This window comes from Pseudomonas pseudonitroreducens, assembly GCF_021603645.1.
Classification (GTDB): domain Bacteria; phylum Pseudomonadota; class Gammaproteobacteria; order Pseudomonadales; family Pseudomonadaceae; genus Pseudomonas; species Pseudomonas pseudonitroreducens.
Window position 1 is genome coordinate 235,057 of record NZ_BQHJ01000006.1, and the last position, 15,996, is coordinate 251,052.

The 15,996-nt window shown below is 66.7% G+C and carries 13 protein-coding genes; 10 read left to right on the top strand and 3 right to left on the bottom strand.

Annotated features, from left to right (window positions below):
• Positions 1-30: 30 nt before the first annotated feature.
• From L6D89_RS16475 to L6D89_RS16515, 9 genes are all read left to right on the top strand, one after another.
• Positions 31-783, top strand: a complete 753-nt coding sequence (locus L6D89_RS16475; RefSeq protein WP_373874961.1) for an AraC family transcriptional regulator — start codon at positions 31-33, stop codon at positions 781-783.
• A 480-nt stretch (positions 784-1,263) separates the two neighbouring features.
• Positions 1,264-2,070 (top strand): ABC transporter substrate-binding protein, encoded by an 807-nt coding sequence (locus tag L6D89_RS16480; protein ID WP_236200517.1) that lies wholly within the window; start codon positions 1,264-1,266, stop codon positions 2,068-2,070.
• 70 nt (positions 2,071-2,140) lie between these two features.
• The gene (gene lhpI / locus L6D89_RS16485; RefSeq protein ID WP_236200518.1) at positions 2,141-3,859 is read left to right on the top strand and encodes a cis-3-hydroxy-L-proline dehydratase; all 1,719 of its coding nucleotides are present in this window, start codon (positions 2,141-2,143) and stop codon (positions 3,857-3,859) included.
• Positions 3,859-4,524, top strand: coding sequence for an amino acid ABC transporter permease (locus L6D89_RS16490; protein ID WP_024764661.1), 666 nt, complete (start codon positions 3,859-3,861; stop codon positions 4,522-4,524). The genes lhpI and L6D89_RS16490 overlap by 1 nt, the downstream gene beginning before the upstream one ends.
• Before the next feature lie 11 nt (positions 4,525-4,535).
• Complete coding sequence (locus tag L6D89_RS16495; RefSeq protein ID WP_236200519.1) at positions 4,536-5,186, top strand: amino acid ABC transporter permease; 651 nt, start codon at positions 4,536-4,538, stop codon at positions 5,184-5,186.
• Positions 5,179-5,901 (top strand): amino acid ABC transporter ATP-binding protein, encoded by a 723-nt coding sequence (locus L6D89_RS16500; RefSeq protein WP_236172520.1) that lies wholly within the window; start codon positions 5,179-5,181, stop codon positions 5,899-5,901. Before L6D89_RS16495 ends, L6D89_RS16500 begins: the two co-directional genes overlap by 8 nt.
• Before the next feature lie 173 nt (positions 5,902-6,074).
• The gene (locus L6D89_RS16505) at positions 6,075-7,106 is read left to right on the top strand and encodes a trans-3-hydroxy-L-proline dehydratase (RefSeq protein ID WP_236200520.1); all 1,032 of its coding nucleotides are present in this window, start codon (positions 6,075-6,077) and stop codon (positions 7,104-7,106) included.
• Between the two features lie 106 nt (positions 7,107-7,212).
• On the top strand, positions 7,213-8,130 hold the full coding sequence (locus L6D89_RS16510; protein WP_236200521.1) for a dihydrodipicolinate synthase family protein: 918 nt from the start codon (positions 7,213-7,215) through the stop codon (positions 8,128-8,130).
• Between the two features lie 227 nt (positions 8,131-8,357).
• The gene (locus L6D89_RS16515) at positions 8,358-9,935 is read left to right on the top strand and encodes an aldehyde dehydrogenase (NADP(+)) (protein ID WP_236200522.1); all 1,578 of its coding nucleotides are present in this window, start codon (positions 8,358-8,360) and stop codon (positions 9,933-9,935) included.
• Between the two features lie 512 nt (positions 9,936-10,447).
• Here the strand turns inward: L6D89_RS16515 and L6D89_RS16520 are convergent.
• Positions 10,448-11,452 (bottom strand): Ldh family oxidoreductase, encoded by a 1,005-nt coding sequence (locus tag L6D89_RS16520; RefSeq protein WP_236200523.1) that lies wholly within the window; start codon positions 11,450-11,452, stop codon positions 10,448-10,450.
• 245 nt (positions 11,453-11,697) lie between these two features.
• Between L6D89_RS16520 and dxs the strand changes: the two genes are divergently transcribed.
• Positions 11,698-13,599 (top strand): 1-deoxy-D-xylulose-5-phosphate synthase, encoded by a 1,902-nt coding sequence (gene dxs / locus L6D89_RS16525; RefSeq protein ID WP_236200524.1) that lies wholly within the window; start codon positions 11,698-11,700, stop codon positions 13,597-13,599.
• Positions 13,600-13,639: 40 nt separating this feature from the next.
• Here the strand turns inward: dxs and L6D89_RS16530 are convergent, their stop codons facing one another.
• Both L6D89_RS16530 and eutR read right to left on the bottom strand, forming a co-directional pair.
• Positions 13,640-14,824: an acetate/propionate family kinase gene (locus L6D89_RS16530; RefSeq protein WP_236200525.1), complete on the bottom strand. Its 1,185-nt coding sequence runs from the start codon at positions 14,822-14,824 to the stop codon at positions 13,640-13,642.
• A gap of 86 nt (positions 14,825-14,910) precedes the next feature.
• Positions 14,911-15,969, bottom strand: a complete 1,059-nt coding sequence (gene eutR / locus L6D89_RS16535; RefSeq protein ID WP_236200526.1) for an HTH-type transcriptional regulator EutR — start codon at positions 15,967-15,969, stop codon at positions 14,911-14,913.
• Between the last annotated feature and the right edge of the window lie 27 nt (positions 15,970-15,996).

The window sequence follows — 15,996 nt, forward strand, 5'->3', positions numbered from 1 at the left end:
TCCATGTTCCGACAGCCGACTCGCCTCCCGATGCACGACCTGATCCCCCAGGACGCCCGCGACCTGGACAGCCTGCTGCAGACCCTTGCGCAGATATCCCCGCTGCTCGATGCCATGCCCGGCGTGGTGTTCTTCATCAAGGACACCGCGGCGCGCTACGTGCTGGTCAACCAGACCCTGGCGCGACGCTGCGGCGTGAAGGATGCCCGCGAGCTGCTCGGACGCACCGCCGAGGAAGTCTTCCCGTCGCGCTTCGGGCCGATCTATACCGAGCAGGATCGCCGCGTACTGGAAAGCGGCGGCCAGCTCAGCGATCAGCTGGAACTGCACCTCTACCCCGGCCGCCTGCCGGGCTGGTGCCTGACCCACAAGCTGGCGCTGCGCGATGCGCAAGGCGTGGTGATCGGCATGGCGGGGATTTCCAGCGACCTGCAGGCGGCGCAATCCACGCACCCGGCGTATCAACGTCTGGCAGCGGTGGACGCCTATATTCGCGAGCACTTCGACAAGCCGATCAACCTTGCCGAACTGACCGAGCTGGCCGGCCTCTCCGTTGCCCAGCTGGAGCGCCACTGCAAGCGCATCTTCCAGCTCACGCCCCGGCAGATGATCCACAAGGCGCGCCTGGGTGCAGCCACGCGGCTGCTCGGCGAGGACCTGCCGATCACCGAGATCGCCCTGCGCTGCGGCTATACCGACCACAGCGCCTTCAGCCGGCAGTTCCGCGCGCTGACCGGGCTGTCGCCGACGCAGTATCGCGAGTCACAAACCTCGCCCAACTGAACACTTCCCTCCGCGTAGGGCGAATAACGCCTGTGGCGTTATCCGCCGCCAGCCAAGGCACGAATGCGCAAACGGCGGATAAAGCGTGTCGCTTTATTCGCCCTACGGGACTACACGTCCTGAAAGTTTGTGCCTGGGCGGTTCGCGAGCGAGCTCGCTCCTACAGAAGGCCTGCGCGGCGGCGGCTCTTCGTAGGAGCGAGCTTGCTCGCGAACACTCGTCAGCCCCGATCAGCGTGCGGCACGTGAGTGCTCCCATACGGGGCAGCGGAACACGCTCCTGCTTCATTTGGTAACAGCGCGCGGAACCCTCCTACAGTTGATTAGGCAGGCTCTCTGCCAGCAATCCCCCAAACACCGGGCCCTGCGACCCATGAGTCACGCCCGGGTGGTTTCTGGCACATGCCTTGCTCTAAGAAATATCGTATACGAAATCCATAATACAAAAATCGCTGCACAACACTGACTCAGAGAGGCCCCCATGAAATTCACCCGAATTGCTCTAGCCCTCACCGCTGTGTTCCTCGCCGGCCAGGCCCAGGCCGACAAGCTCGACGACATCATCGAATCCGGCAAGTTGCGCTGCGCCGTCACCCTGGACTTCCCGCCCATGGGCTCGCGCGATGCGCAGAACAACCCGGTCGGCTTCGACGTGGATTACTGCAACGACCTGGCGAAAGTCCTCGGTGTTACCGCCGAAGTGGTCGAGACGCCCTTCCCGGATCGTATCCCCGCACTGGTTTCCGGCCGCGCCGACGTGATCGTCGCCTCCACCTCCGACACCCTGGAGCGCGCCAAGACGGTCGCCATGACCATCCCCTACTTCGCCTTCCAGATGGTGGTGCTGACCCGCGAGGACACCGGCATCACCAAGTACGACGACCTCAAGGACCGCCCGGTGGGCAACACCAGCGGCACCTATGAAGCCATCGCGCTGGAGAAGGACGTGAAGAAATGGGCCGGCAAGGGCTCCTTCCGCGCCTACCAGAGCCAGAACGACACCATCCTCGCCGTCGCCCAGGGCCACATCGACGCCACCGTGGTCACCAACACCGTCGCCGCCTCCACCCTCAAGTCCGGCAAGTACAAGGGCCTGAAGGTCGTCGGCAACGCACCCTACGTGATCGACTACGTGTCGCTGGCCGCCGCGCGCAACGAGTACGGGCTGATCCACTACCTCAACCTCTTCGTCAACCAGCAGGTCCGCACCGGCCGTTACGCCGAGCTGTACGAGAAGTGGGTGGGCGGCGCCCCGGTCGATCTCACCGTTCCCCACGTGTACTACTGACAGCGGGTGCGACATGTCTTCGATGCAGGCTTCAAGGGTGCGGGACTCACGCCTGACAGGGCGGGTCCTGATGGGGGGTAGCGCCGAAGGGGCGCTACTCCATGCCGACACCGGGCTGAGCTTCTGGGGAGGCGTCGAGCCTTTCACGGGCGAGGTCATCGACCGCCACCATCCGCTCTCCGGCAGCTTCCTGCCCGGACGGGTGCTGGCGATTCCCAGCGGACGCGGCTCCTGTACCGGCAGCAGCGTGATGCTGGAAATACTGCTCAACGGCCACGCGCCGGCAGCCCTGCTGCTGGCCGAGCCGGACGAGATCCTCACCCTCGGCGTGCTGGTGGCGCAGGCGTTGTTCGGCCGCTCCATCCCGGTGCTGTGCCTGGGGAGCGAGGGCTTCGAGCAGTTGTCCGCGGGCGGCTGGGCCCGTATCGAAGACGGACAGGTAACACTCACCGCCGAGCGCCCTGCCGATGGCTGGCAGGGCGTGATGGCCAGCGATGCCGGCCCGCTGCCGGAAGGCCTGGCGCTCAGCGCCGGCGACCATGAACTGCTCGATGGCCAGCACGGCAAGGCCGCCCAGGCCGCCATGCAGATCGTCCTGCGCATGGCCGCGCTGCAAGGCGCGAAGGACTTGCTGGACATCGCCCAGGCGCACATCGACGGCTGCATCTATACCGGCCCCGCCAGCCTGCGCTTCGCCCGCCAACTGGCGGACTGGGGCGGCAAGGTGAAGGTGCCGACCACCCTCAATTCCATCTCCGTGGATCACCGCCGCTGGCGCGAACTGGGCGTCGACAAGGCCTTCGGCGAGCCCGCTGCCGCGCTGGGCGATGCCTACATGGAGATGGGCGCGCAGATGAGCTACACCTGTGCGCCCTACCTGCTGGACAGCAAGCCGAGTCTCGGCGAACAGGTCGTGTGGGCCGAGTCCAACGCCGTGGTCTACGCCAACAGCGTGCTCGGCGCGCGGACCCTTAAATACCCGGACTACCTCGATATCTGCATCGCCCTCACCGGCCGCGCGCCGAACGTCGGCAGCCACCGCGACGAAGGCCGGCTGGCCGTGCTGCGGATCGATGTCGAGCTGCCGGCCGAACATGACGAATCGATCTTCCCACTGCTCGGCTATCACATCGGCGAGCTGTGCGGCTCGCGCATCCCGGTGGTCGACGGCCTGCAGCCGCTGGCGCCGGACAGCGACGCGCTGAAAGCCTTCGGCGCGGCCTTCGCCACCACCTCCGCTGCGCCGATGTTCCACATCGCCGGCGTCACCCCGGAAGCGCCGGACGTCACTACCGCGCAGGGCGGCAAGGCCCCGCAGCAACACCTGCGCGTCACCCCGGCGGACCTGATCGCCTCCTGGCGCGAGCTGGACCACGCGGCAGAACCCAGCGTGCAACTGGTGTCCCTCGGCAACCCGCACTTCTCCGCCAGCGAGTGTGCCGAGCTGGCCAGGCTGGTCGCCGGGCGCCGCAAGCATCCGGGCGTCGCGCTGGTCGTCGCCCTCGGCCGCGCCGTGCAGGAAAAGGCCCGCGCCGCTGGTGACGTGAAGGTGCTGGAAGACTTCGGCGCGCGACTGCTCAACGACACCTGCTGGTGCATGATCGGCGAGCCGGTGATCCCGCCGGACTGCACCACACTGATCACCAACTCGGCGAAGTACGCCCACTACGGTCCGGGCCTGGCCGGGCGCCAGGTGCATTTCGGCAGCCTGGCCGCGTGCGTCGAGGCGGCCTGCAGCGGGCGCGGTGACGCTGGTGTGCCGCGCTGGCTGAGCGAAGGGGTGCGCTGATGTTCAACTACAGCTTCCACTGGCGCTCCGCCTTCAAGGCCCTGCCGGACATGCTCGGCGGCGCCTGGGTAACGCTGGAAACCGCCGCCCTGTCGATGATCCTCGGCGTGCTCATCGCGCTGCTGCTGACCGTCATGCGGCAGATGAAGAATCCGCTGCTCAAGGGTTTCGCCGACACCTGGGTATCCATCGCGCGCAACACCCCGTCGCTGTTCCAGATCTACATCCTGTACTTCGGCCTGGGCTCCTTCGGCCTGCATGTCAGCTCCTGGGTGGCGCTGCTGGCGGGGATCACCTTCAACAACGCCGGCTACCTCGCGGAGAACTTCCGCGGCGGCCTCAAGGCCGTGCCGGACACCCAGATGCGCGCCGCGCGCTCGCTGGGCATGAGCGCCTTCCAGGCGTACCGGATGATCATCGTTCCGCAGCTGCTGCGCATCGTCTATTACCCGCTGACGAACCAAATGGTCTGGGCGGTGCTGATGACCTCGCTGGGCGTGGTGGTGGGCCTGAACAACGACCTCACCGGCGTGACCCAGGACTTCAACGTGCGCACCTTCCGCACCTTCGAGTACTTCGCCCTGGCCGCGGTGCTCTATTACCTCATCGCCAAGGTCATCGTGGTGGTCGCCCGCCTGCTGAGCTGGCGACTGTTCCGCTACTAGGAGAAGCACGCATGTTTTCCACGAGCTTCACCGCAAACGACCTGATGTTCCTGCTGCAAGGGGCCTGGGTCACCGTCAAGCTGACCGTCGGCGCCATGCTCATCGGCACCCTCGCCGGCATCGTGCTCGGCTGGCTGCGCGCCACCTTGCCGCGCGCGACGATGCCGGTCGGCTGGTTCCTCGACATCTTCAGAAGCGTGCCGCTGCTGATCCAGTTCGTGCTGTTCAACTCGCTGAAAAGCATCGTCGGCCTGAACTGGAGCGCCTTCACCGTCGGCTGCCTGGTACTGGGCGTGTACGCGGCGGCGTTCTGCACCGAGATCATCCGCAGCGGCATCCTCGCCGTCGGCCCGAACATCCGCCGCGCCAGCCGCTCGCTGGGCCTGACCTACTGGCAGGACCTGCGCTACATCGTGCTGCCGCTGGCCGCGCGGGTGGCCTTCCCCGGCTGGCTGAACCTGGTGCTGGGGGTGATGAAGGACACCGCGCTGGTCATGTGGATCGGCATCGTCGAACTGCTCCGCGCCTCGCAGACCATCGTGACGCGCATCCAGGAACCCCTGCTGGTGCTGTGCGTCGCCGGGGTCATCTATTACCTCATGAGTTGGGTCGTGGCGCGCCTCGGTGCCCGGCTGGAAAAAAGGTGGCAGGAAAATGATTGAAATCGACAACGTGCACAAAGCCTACGGCGATCTGGAAGTGGTCAAGGGCGTCAGCCTGACCGTGAAGAAGGGCGAGGTAGTCTCGATCATCGGCGGCTCGGGTTCGGGCAAGTCCACCCTGCTGATGTGCATCAACGGCCTGGAGCCGATCCAGCGCGGCAAGATCCGCGTCGACGGCATCGAGGTCCACGCCAAGACCACCGACCTGAACAAGCTGCGGCAGAAGATCGGCATCGTCTTCCAGCAGTGGAACGCCTTCCCGCACCTGACCGTGCTGGAGAACGTCATGCTCGCCCCGCGCAAGGTGCTCGGCCTGTCCAGGGAAGAAGCCGAGGCGATGGCGGTGAAGCAACTCAGGCACGTCGGTCTGGGCGACAAGCTCAAGGTGTTCCCGCAAAAGCTCTCCGGCGGGCAGCAGCAGCGCATGGCGATCGCCCGCGCACTGGCGATGTCGCCGGACTACATGCTGTTCGACGAAGCCACCTCGGCACTCGACCCGCAACTGGTGGGCGAGGTGCTCGACACCATGCGCCTGCTCGCCGAAGAGGGCATGACCATGGTCCTGGTGACCCACGAGATCCGCTTCGCCCGCGATGTGTCCGACCGCGTGGCGTTCTTCCGAGACGGGCTGGTCCACGAGATCGGCTCGCCGGAGCAGGTGATCGGCAACCCGCAGCGGGCGGAGACGGCGGAGTTTCTGAGGTCGGTGAACTAGGCCGTCGGCGAACGGGAAACAAGAGCCCCACACCCTAACCCTCTCCCAAGGGGAGAGGGGACCGAGCGGTGCAGGACAAAACCACAGCGTCAGCCGGCACGGCCTGCCCCCTCTCCCTCTGGGAGAGGGCTGGGGTGAGGGAGGCCGGGCTCCACAACGTAGGGAGAAAGACAATGCGTTCGAGCAAGATCATCCACGTCGTCAGCTGCCACGCCGAAGGCGAAGTCGGCGACGTCATCGTCGGCGGCGTCGCCCCGCCGCCGGGCGACACCGTGTGGGCGCAGTCGCGCTTCATCGCCAGCGACAACGTGCTGCGCAACTTCGTCCTCAACGAACCACGCGGCGGCGTGTTCCGCCACGTGAACCTGCTGGTGCCGCCGAAGGACCCGCGCGCGCAGATGGCCTGGATCATCATGGAGCCGGCCGACGTGCCGCCGATGTCCGGCTCCAACTCGCTGTGCGTCAGCACCGTGCTGCTCGACAGCGGCATCCTGCCGATGCAGGAACCGCAGACGCGCCTGACCCTGGAAGCGCCGGGCGGGCTGATCGAAGCGGTGGCCGACTGCAAGGACGGCAAGGTGCAGCGCGTGGAAGTGCGCAACCTGCCCTCCTTTGCCGACAAGCTCGACGCCTGGATCGAAGTGGAAGGCCTGGGCTCGCTGCAGGTGGATACCGCTTACGGCGGTGACAGCTTCGTGCTGGCCGACGCCCACGCACTGGGCTTCACCCTGCACGCCTCGGAGGCCGCCGACCTGGTCGCCACCGGCCTGAAGATCACCCAGGCGGCGAACCAGCAACTGGGCTTCAAGCACCCGGAAAACCACGACTGGGCGCACATCTCCTTCTGCCAGCTGACCGCGCCGGTGGAGCGCATCGACGGCGTGCTGCACGGCCGCAACGCCGTGGTCATCCGCCCCGGCAAGATCGACCGCTCGCCTTGCGGCACCGGCTGCTCGGCGCGCATGGCGGTGCTGCATGCCAAGGGCCAGCTGAAGGACGGCGAGCGCTTCGTCGGCCACTCGATCATCGATTCCCAGTTCCACTGTCGCATCGACGGCCTCACCAGCGTCGGCGGCAAACCGGCGATCCACCCGTGCATCTCTGGCCGCGCCTGGATCACCGGCACCCACCAGCACCTGCTCGACCCGAGCGATCCCTGGCCCGAAGGCTACCGGCTCTCGGACACCTGGCCCAACGGTTACTGATTTCCCCTTTCACCCCTGATTCGCCGCGTAGCGGCACCCGACGACGAAATGCTGCGGGATTTCCTTCAGACGTTTCGTATACGAAATACGACAATTGGAGAAAAACATGAGCAAGAAGGTCAATTGGAGTGGCGTGTTCCCCGCGGTGACCACTCAGTTCAACGACGATTACTCGGTCAATCTGGAAGCCACCCACAAGGTGATCTCCAACCTGGTGCGCGACGGCGTCTCAGGCCTGGTGGTGTGCGGCAGCGTGGGCGAGAACACCTCGCTGTCCATCGAGGAAAAAATGGCCGTCACCGAAGTCGCCAAGGACGCCTCCGGTGGCCGCGTGCCGGTGATCTGCGGCATCGCCGAGTTCACCAGCCACGGCGCCTCGCAGGTGGCCAAGGCGGTGCAGAAGGTCGGCGTCGACGGCATCATGGTGATGCCCGCGCTGGTCTATTCCTCCAAGCCCCATGAAACCGCCGCGCACTTCCGCAGCGTGGCCACCAGCACCGACCTGCCGGTGATGGTCTACAACAACCCGCCGATCTACAAGAACGACGTCACCCCGGACATCCTCATCTCCCTGGCCGACTGCGAGAACATCGTCTGCTTCAAGGACAGCTCCGGCGACACCCGCCGCTTCATCGACGTGCGCAATCAAGTAGGCAACCGCTTCATCCTCTTCGCCGGTCTCGACGACGTGGTGCTGGAGAGCATCGCCGTGGGCGCCGAAGGCTGGATCTCGGGGATGTCCAACGTCTTCCCGCAGGAAGGCGAGACCATCTTCCGCCTGTGCAAGGCCGGCCGTTACGAAGAGGCCATGCCGATCTACGAATGGCTGATGCCGATCCTCCACCTCGACGCACGCCCGGACCTGGTGCAATGCATCAAGCTCTGCGAAGAGATCGCCGGCCGCGGCACCGCCCTCACCCGCCCGCCGCGCCTGGCGCTGCAAGGCGCGGATCGCGAGCACGTGGAGACGATCATGGCCAAGGCGCTGGCGAACCGGCCGAAGCTGCCTGACGTCGGACTCTGAGTGGCGATTGAACCACCCTCACCCTAACCCTCTCCCAAGGGGAGAGGGGACCGTACGTGCCGGCTCGAACCCTGGTGCTCGCCGGTACGGTCGCGGTTTCCGAGCACTGTATGGCCGGCCGACTCCAGCGTCTCCGGTCGCTCGGTCTGGCCCCTCTCCCTCCGGGAGAGGGCTGGGGTGAGGGGTTTTCGTTCCTCGCCTGCACTTTTCCACCGGAGAGCCCACCCATGACCGCCCAGAACTTCATCGCCGGCCAGCGCGTAGGCGCCGGCACCACCCGCCTGCAGAGCCTCGACGCCAGCACTGGCGAAGCCCTGCCGCGCGAATTCCTCCAGGCCACCGAAGCCGAAGTCGACGCCGCCGCCCGCGCCGCCGAAGCCGCCTTCCCTGTCTATAACGCGCTGTCGCCGGAACGCCGCGCGCAGTTCCTCGACGCCATCGCCAGCGAACTGGAAGCCCTCGGCGACGAGTTCATCGCCATCGTTTGCCGCGAAACGGCCCTGCCCGCCGCACGCATCCAGGGTGAGCGTGGCCGCACGGCGAACCAGATGCGCCTGTTCGCCAAGGTCCTGCGCCGTGGCGACTTCCTCGGCGCGCGCATCGACCGCGCACTGCCCGAACGCCAGCCGCTGCCCCGCCCGGACCTGCGCCAGTACCGCACCGGCGTCGGTCCGGTAGCCGTGTTCGGCGCCAGCAACTTCCCGCTGGCCTTCTCCACCGCCGGTGGCGACACCGCCGCCGCGCTGGCCGCCGGCTGTCCCGTGGTGGTGAAAGCCCACAGCGGCCACATGGCGACTGCCGAACTCGTCGGCGAAGCCATCGTCCGCGCCGCCGAATCCACCGGCATGCCCGCCGGCGTGTTCAACATGATCTATGGCGCCGGCGTGGGCGAGCCGCTGGTCAGGCACCCGGCGATCCAGGCGGTCGGTTTCACCGGCTCGCTCAAGGGCGGTCGCGCACTGTGCGACCTGGCTGCCGCGCGCCCGCAGCCGATCCCGGTGTTCGCCGAGATGAGCAGCATCAACCCGGTGCTGGTGCTGCCCGCCGCCCTGCAAACGCGCGGCGAAAAGGTCGCCCGCGAGCTGGTGGATTCCGTCGTGATGGGTTGCGGCCAGTTCTGCACCAACCCCGGCCTGGTGATTGGCATCGCTTCGCCGGCCTTCAGCCTGTTCACCGCCAACCTGATCGCCGAAATCGGCCAGCGCCCGGCGCAGACCATGCTCAACGCCGGCACCCTGCGAAGCTACGAGAAGGGCATCGCCAAGCTGCTCACCCACCCCGGCCTGCGCCACCTCGCCGGGCACCCGCAGGAGGGCCGGCAGGCGTTCCCGCAACTGTTCCAGGCCAAGGCCAGCCTGCTGCTGGAGGGCGAGGAACTGCTGCAGGAAGAAGTCTTCGGCCCGACCACCATCGTCGTCGAAGTGGCTGACGAGGCCGAACTGCGCCGTGCGCTGGACGGCCTGCACGGCCAGCTCACCGCCACGCTGATCGCCGAAGCGAGCGACCTCTCGCACTTCGCCGCCCTGGTGCCGGTGCTGGAGCGCAAGGCCGGGCGCCTGCTGATCAACGGCTACCCGACCGGCGTGGAAGTCTGCGACGCGATGGTTCACGGCGGGCCCTACCCGGCGACCTCCGATGCGCGCGGCACATCCGTCGGCAGCCTGGCCATCGACCGCTTCCTGCGCCCGGTGTGCTACCAGAACTACCCCGACACTCTGCTGCCCGACGCATTGAAGGACGCCAATCCGCTGGGCATCGCCCGGCTGGTGGACGGCGAAACGACGCGGGATTCGGTTTCCCGCTGAAGGTTCGTCGGCGCGGGAGTGAACTGTCGGCCAGTCCCGCGCCGATGCTCAGCCCCGGCCTTGCGCCGGGGCTTTTTTATGTGGTGCTTTTCGTAGGAGCGAGCTTGCTCGCGAACCGGCATCCGCAGAGGAACTTGGGTTCGCGAGCAAGAACCAGGCGTCCCCCTCGCTCCTACAGGGCGGCCACAGCAATCCCGCCTTACGTAGAGCGCATAACGCGCCAGCGTTATCCGCCGCCGAACCTGCGGCGAATAATCTGTTCCAGGTTATTCGCCCTACGTGATGAACCCCGCCGCGGAAGTCGGTTCGCGAGCAAGAAACAGGCGTCCCTCTCGTTCCTGCAGGGCGGCCACAGCGATCCCGCCTTACGTAGGGCGAATAACGCGTCAGCGTTATCCGCCGACCAGCCAATGGCGGATAACCTGTTCCAGGTTATTCGCCCTACGTGATGAGCCCCGCCGCGGAGGTCGGTTCGCGAGCTGGAACCAGGCGTCCCCCTCGTTCCTACAGACTTACGCCAGCAGCGCGCGCAGATCGGCATACAGCGAATCGCTGATCTCCACGCCCTCTTTCAGGCTGCGCTCACGTGCCGTGAAACGCCGCTGGGACGGCAGGCGCGCGCCCATGTCGAGGATGGATTCGAACAGCGTCTCGGCCCGCGCCAGGTGTTGCGGCGCTTCGGCACCGAGGAAGCGCGCCGGGTCGATGGCGATCAGCAGTTCGCCGTGGTACGGCGAGGATTTCGTTCCTTCGTCGAATACCGTCGACTCGGCGCTGGTCAGGTCGCCGATCAGCGGGCCGGCGATCAGTTCGACCATGGTCGCCAGCGCCGAGCCCTTGTGCCCGCCAAAGGTGAGCATGGCGCCGTCGAGCACGGCGCTTGCGTCAGTGCTGGGGTTGCCCTGCGCATCGATCCCCCAGCCCAGCGGAATCGCCTTGCCTTCGCGCTCGTGCAGCTGGATTTCCCCGCGCGCCACGACCGTGGTGGCAAAGTCGAACACATAGGGGTTCTGCCCGACACGCGGCCAGCCAAAGGCAATGGGGTTGGTACCGAACAGCGGCCGCGTGCCGCCCGCCGGCGCCACGTAGGCCTGGGCCGGAGTGACGGCCAGGGCCACCAGGCCATGGGCGACGATCCGCTCGATCTCCACCCACAACGCCGAAAAGTGCACACAATGGTTGACCGCCAGCGCGGCAATGCCCTGGCTGCGCGCCTTTTCCACCAGTGTCGGCAGGCCCAGGTCGAAGGCGCACTGCGAGAAGCCGCCCTTGGCGTCCACCCGCACCAGCGCCGGAGCCGGTTCCGACAGCTCTGGCACGGCATCCAGCGAGACCTTGCCGGCGCGCGCCGTATGGATGCAACCGAGCAGGCGCCAGACACCGTGGGAGGTGCAGCCATCGCGCTCGCCGGCCAGCACCGTCTCGCTCACGCCCTGCACGTGGGGCTCGCTGAAACCGTGGCGACGCAGGATCGCCTCGGACAATTCGCGCAGTTCTTCCAGGCTCAGTCGGGTCACGCCATCCTCCTCGATTGCTACAAAAGGCTGCGGCAATCCGCCGCCGGTCGGTCATCGTGCCTACAGTGGCGCCTGGCGCCGGGGCTGGCTTGCCTGCAATCGGCAGGGGCGACGACGATTTCGGCACAGCCTGGCGACCAGATCCCGACCATCCGGTCGTCCGAAGGATTGGCCCTACGTTGCTTGGGCCAATCCGGAGCATCAGGTAAACTTCCGCATCTTTGCCTTTCATAACGATCAGCCTGATGCCCACGACGTTCCACGAGATTCCCCGCGAGCGCCCTGCCACGCCCCTGCTCGACCGCGCCAGCACGCCGGTCGAACTGCGTCGGCTCGGGGAAGCGGAGCTGCTGACCCTCGCTGACGAACTGCGCCAGTACCTCCTGTACAGCGTTGGCCAGACCGGCGGCCACTTCGGCGCCGGGCTCGGCGTGATCGAGCTGACGGTCGCCCTGCATTACGTCTTCGACACCCCGGATGACCGTCTGGTGTGGGATGTCGGCCACCAGGCCTACCCGCACAAGATCCTCACCGGGCGCCGCGAGCGCATGGGCAGCCTGCGCCAGAAGGACGGCCTGGCCGCCTTCCCGCGCCGCTCGGAAAGCGAATACGACACCTTTGGCGTCGGCCACTCCAGCACCTCCATCAGCGCCGCCTTAGGCATGGCCATCGCCGCGCGCATGCAGGGCTCGGGCCGCAAGTCGGTGGCGGTGATCGGTGATGGCGCGCTGACCGCCGGCATGGCCTTCGAGGCACTCAACCACGCGTCGGAGGTCAAGGCCGACATGCTGGTGATCCTCAACGACAACGACATGTCGATCTCCAACAACGTCGGCGGCCTGTCCAACTACCTGGCCAAGATCCTTTCCAGCCGTACCTACAGCAGCATGCGCGAAGGCAGCAAGAAGGTGCTCTCGCGCCTGCCCGGCGCCTGGGAAATCGCCCGCCGCACCGAGGAATACGCCAAGGGCATGCTGGTCCCCGGCACGCTCTTCGAGGAACTGGGCTGGAACTACATCGGCCCCATTGATGGCCACGACCTGCCGACCCTGATCGCCACCCTGCGCAACATGCGCGACCTCAAGGGCCCGCAGTTCCTCCACGTGGTGACCAAGAAGGGCAAGGGCTTCGGTCCCGCCGAGATCGACCCGATCGGCTACCACGCCATCACCAAGCTGGAACCCGAGGGCGCCCCCGCCCACGCCGTGCCGAAAAAGGCCGGCGGGCCGAAGTACTCCAGCGTGTTCGGCCAATGGCTGTGCGACATGGCTGCCCAGGACCCGCGCCTGGTCGGCATTACCCCGGCGATGAAGGAAGGCTCCGACCTGGTGGCCTTCGCCGACAAGTTCCCGGAGCGCTACTTCGACGTCGCCATCGCCGAGCAGCACGCCGTGACCCTGGCGGCCGGCATGGCCTGCGACGGCGCCAAGCCGGTGGTGGCGATCTACTCCACCTTCCTGCAGCGCGGCTACGACCAGCTGATCCACGACGTCGCGGTGCAGAACCTCGACGTGCTGTTCGCCATCGACCGCGCCGGCCTGGTGGGCGAAGACGGCCCGACCCACGCCGGCAGCTTCGATCTCTCCTACCTGCGCTGCATCCCCGGCATGCTGGTGATGACCCCCAGCGACGAGAACGAACTGCGCAAGCTGCTCACCACCGGCCATCACTTCGAAGGCCCGGCGGCGGTGCGCTACCCGCGCGGCACCGGCCCCAACGCCGCCATCGAGGCCGAACTGGCTCCGGTGGAAATCGGCAAGGGCGTGGTGCGCCGTGAAGGCAAGGCCGGCAAGGTCGCCTTCCTGGTGTTCGGCGTGCAGCTGGCAGAAGCGCTGAAAGTCGCCGAGCAGTTCGACGCCACGGTCGCCGACATGCGCTTCGTCAAGCCGCTGGACGAGCAACTGGTGCGCCAGCTGGCGGCCAGCCACGACCTGCTGGTGACCATCGAGGAAAACTCGGTGATGGGTGGCGCCGGCGCCGCCGTCAGCGAGTTCCTCGCTCGCGAGAACCTGCTGCAGCCGATCCTGCACCTGGGCCTGCCGGACTACTACGTCGAGCACGCCAAGCCCGCGCAGATGCTGGCCGAATGCGGCCTGGACGAGGCCGGCATCCGGCTGGCGGTCGAGCAGCGCCTGAACCTGCTGTAAGCCAGCGCCGGCAAGCGGCGCTGGCCGCGCCTGATGCTCCTCAGCCGAGGAGCATCAGCGTATCCATGGCGATCATTTCCTCCTCGGCAGTCGGAATCACCAGTACGCGGTGGCTGCCTGCCGCGTGGATGTGGTGCCCGCCGTCCGCGCCGCGCACCTCGTTGGCCTGTTCGTCGAGGACGAAGCCCAGCGCACGCAGGTGTGCCACGGTGCGCGAGCGCACCAGCGCGGAGTTTTCACCGATACCGCCGGTAAAGATCAAGCCGTCGACACGGGGCATGGCGCAGCTCATTGCCGCCAGCGATTTGGCCAGGCGGTAGCAGAACACTTCGATGGCCAGCGTCGCGCCTTCATGCCCGTCGGCACGGGCCTGCTCCAGGGTACGCATGTCGTTGGACAATCCGGACAGGCCAAGCAGGCCGCTTTCATGGTTGAGCAGGCGCTCGACCCGTTCGATCGACCAGCCCAGCGTGCGCATCAGGTGGATGTGCAGATTGGGATCGACGTCGCCGCTACGGGTGCCCATCGCCAGCCCCTCCAGGGGCGTCATGCCCATGCTGGTATCGCGGCTGTAGCCATCGACGATGGCGCAGGTGGAGCTGCCGTTGCCCAGGTGCGCCGAGAGCCAGCAACTGTCATCGATGGGCAGTCCGCAGAGCATCGCGGCACGCTGGCTGACGCAGCGATGGCTGGTGCCGTGGAATCCGTAGCGGCGCACGCCATGCTCGCTATACAGCGCATCCGGCACGGCGTAGCGATAGGCGTGCGCAGGCAATGTCTGGTGGAAAGCAGTATCGAACACGGCGACCTGGGGCAGCGCCGGGAACAACTCCAGTACCGCCTCGATACCTGCCAACGCGCCGGGGTTGTGCAGCGGTGCAAGATCGATGGTGGCGCGGATGGTGTCCACCACCGCGCCATCGATCCGGCAGGCGCGGGTGAAATGCTCGCCACCATGCACGACGCGGTGGCCGACGCCGTGCAGCTCCCCTCCTGCCGCCAGCCGCGCCAGCGGCAGCAGTCGCCCCAGGGCCTGGGCATGCCCGGCGTTGGGGATTGCCAGGCACTCTTCGCTGGCCTGTTCGCGTACCCGCAAGAGCGCTTCGGGAGAGCCAAGGCGCTCGGCGATCCCCGAGACGCTGAACTGGCTGCGACCCTCCGCGACCAGCGCGAACTTGATGGAAGAGCTGCCACAGTTGATGACAAGGATATTTCGCGTGGACATCGGTGGTTCCTGGATTAAAGGCGCCCCATCACGCCTGCGGGGCAGGCGCGAGTCGGGCAGAGAGGTGGAAGAGGGAAAACCAGTGGCTACCAGGCGCCGCAGAGCCGATCACGCTCGGCAAGGGTGTGCGAGGGCCGGGTACCGAAATGCATCAGGTAATCGCGGGCGAACTGGCCCATGTGCCAGAAGCCCCAGGCCATGGCAGCGTCCTGCACCGTGTGGAACGACGAGTACGGGCTGCCCAGTTCGCGGTGCACGGCGTTCAGGCGCACCGCCTTGAGATAGGCGATCGGGCTCCTGCCGATCACGTCCAGGAAGCAGTTCTGCAATGTGCGCTGGCTGACATGCAGGCGCTGGCAGAGGTCGAGCACGGTTACCGATTCACTGGGGTTGTCGAGCACGTACTCGCGTGCCCGGGAAACGACCTGCCGCTTGCGCAGCAGGGTCGCCGAGCACTCCTGGCGAACCACTTCGGCGCCCTGCAACGCCAGCAGCAGGCCCAGCAGCAGTTCGTGACCGAGCTGCTTGCCGACCGCCGGCGCCGCCATGCTCGCCGGCGCGGCCGCGGCGACCCGCAGCGCCTCGTCGACGAAGGCGCACAGGCGTTGCTTGAGTGCAGGGTCAATGTGCAGCAGGGTGTTGTCGTCCAGCCGGCTCGCCAGGTTCGGCAGCCCCTGGAATTCCGCCTGTTCCTGCAACAGTTGCTTGTTCACCACCAGGCCGAGAATGCTGTAGTCGTCCGGAGTGCTCAGCTCGAACTCACGGCCGCCGGGGCGCACCGCGATGGACTGGGTGTCGATCTGCCGCCGGCCGATGTAGCCGAGGGCCTGAGTGGCGCAGGGAATGCCGAACCAGAAGGCATCCGGCCAGACCATGCAGGACTGGTGCAGTGCGTGGCTGGTGTATTCACGGAAGAACTGCAGGCCTTTCAGCCAGACTTCGTTCAGTTCGCCCTGGAAGGTACCGGGCTTGAGCTGGTCATACAGTTGCTGCCAGGCCGTGATGTGGCAGGCATGCGCATAGACATCCTCGGTGCGGCGCAACCTGACGCTGTCGCTGCGGCCCAGGGGAGCCTCGGAGGATTCGCCGGCCTGTCGCGCCAGCCAGAGGTGGTGCAGATCGATATCGCGCTTCTTGTTACACATGCTTGCCTTGCCACGCCCCCACACGGG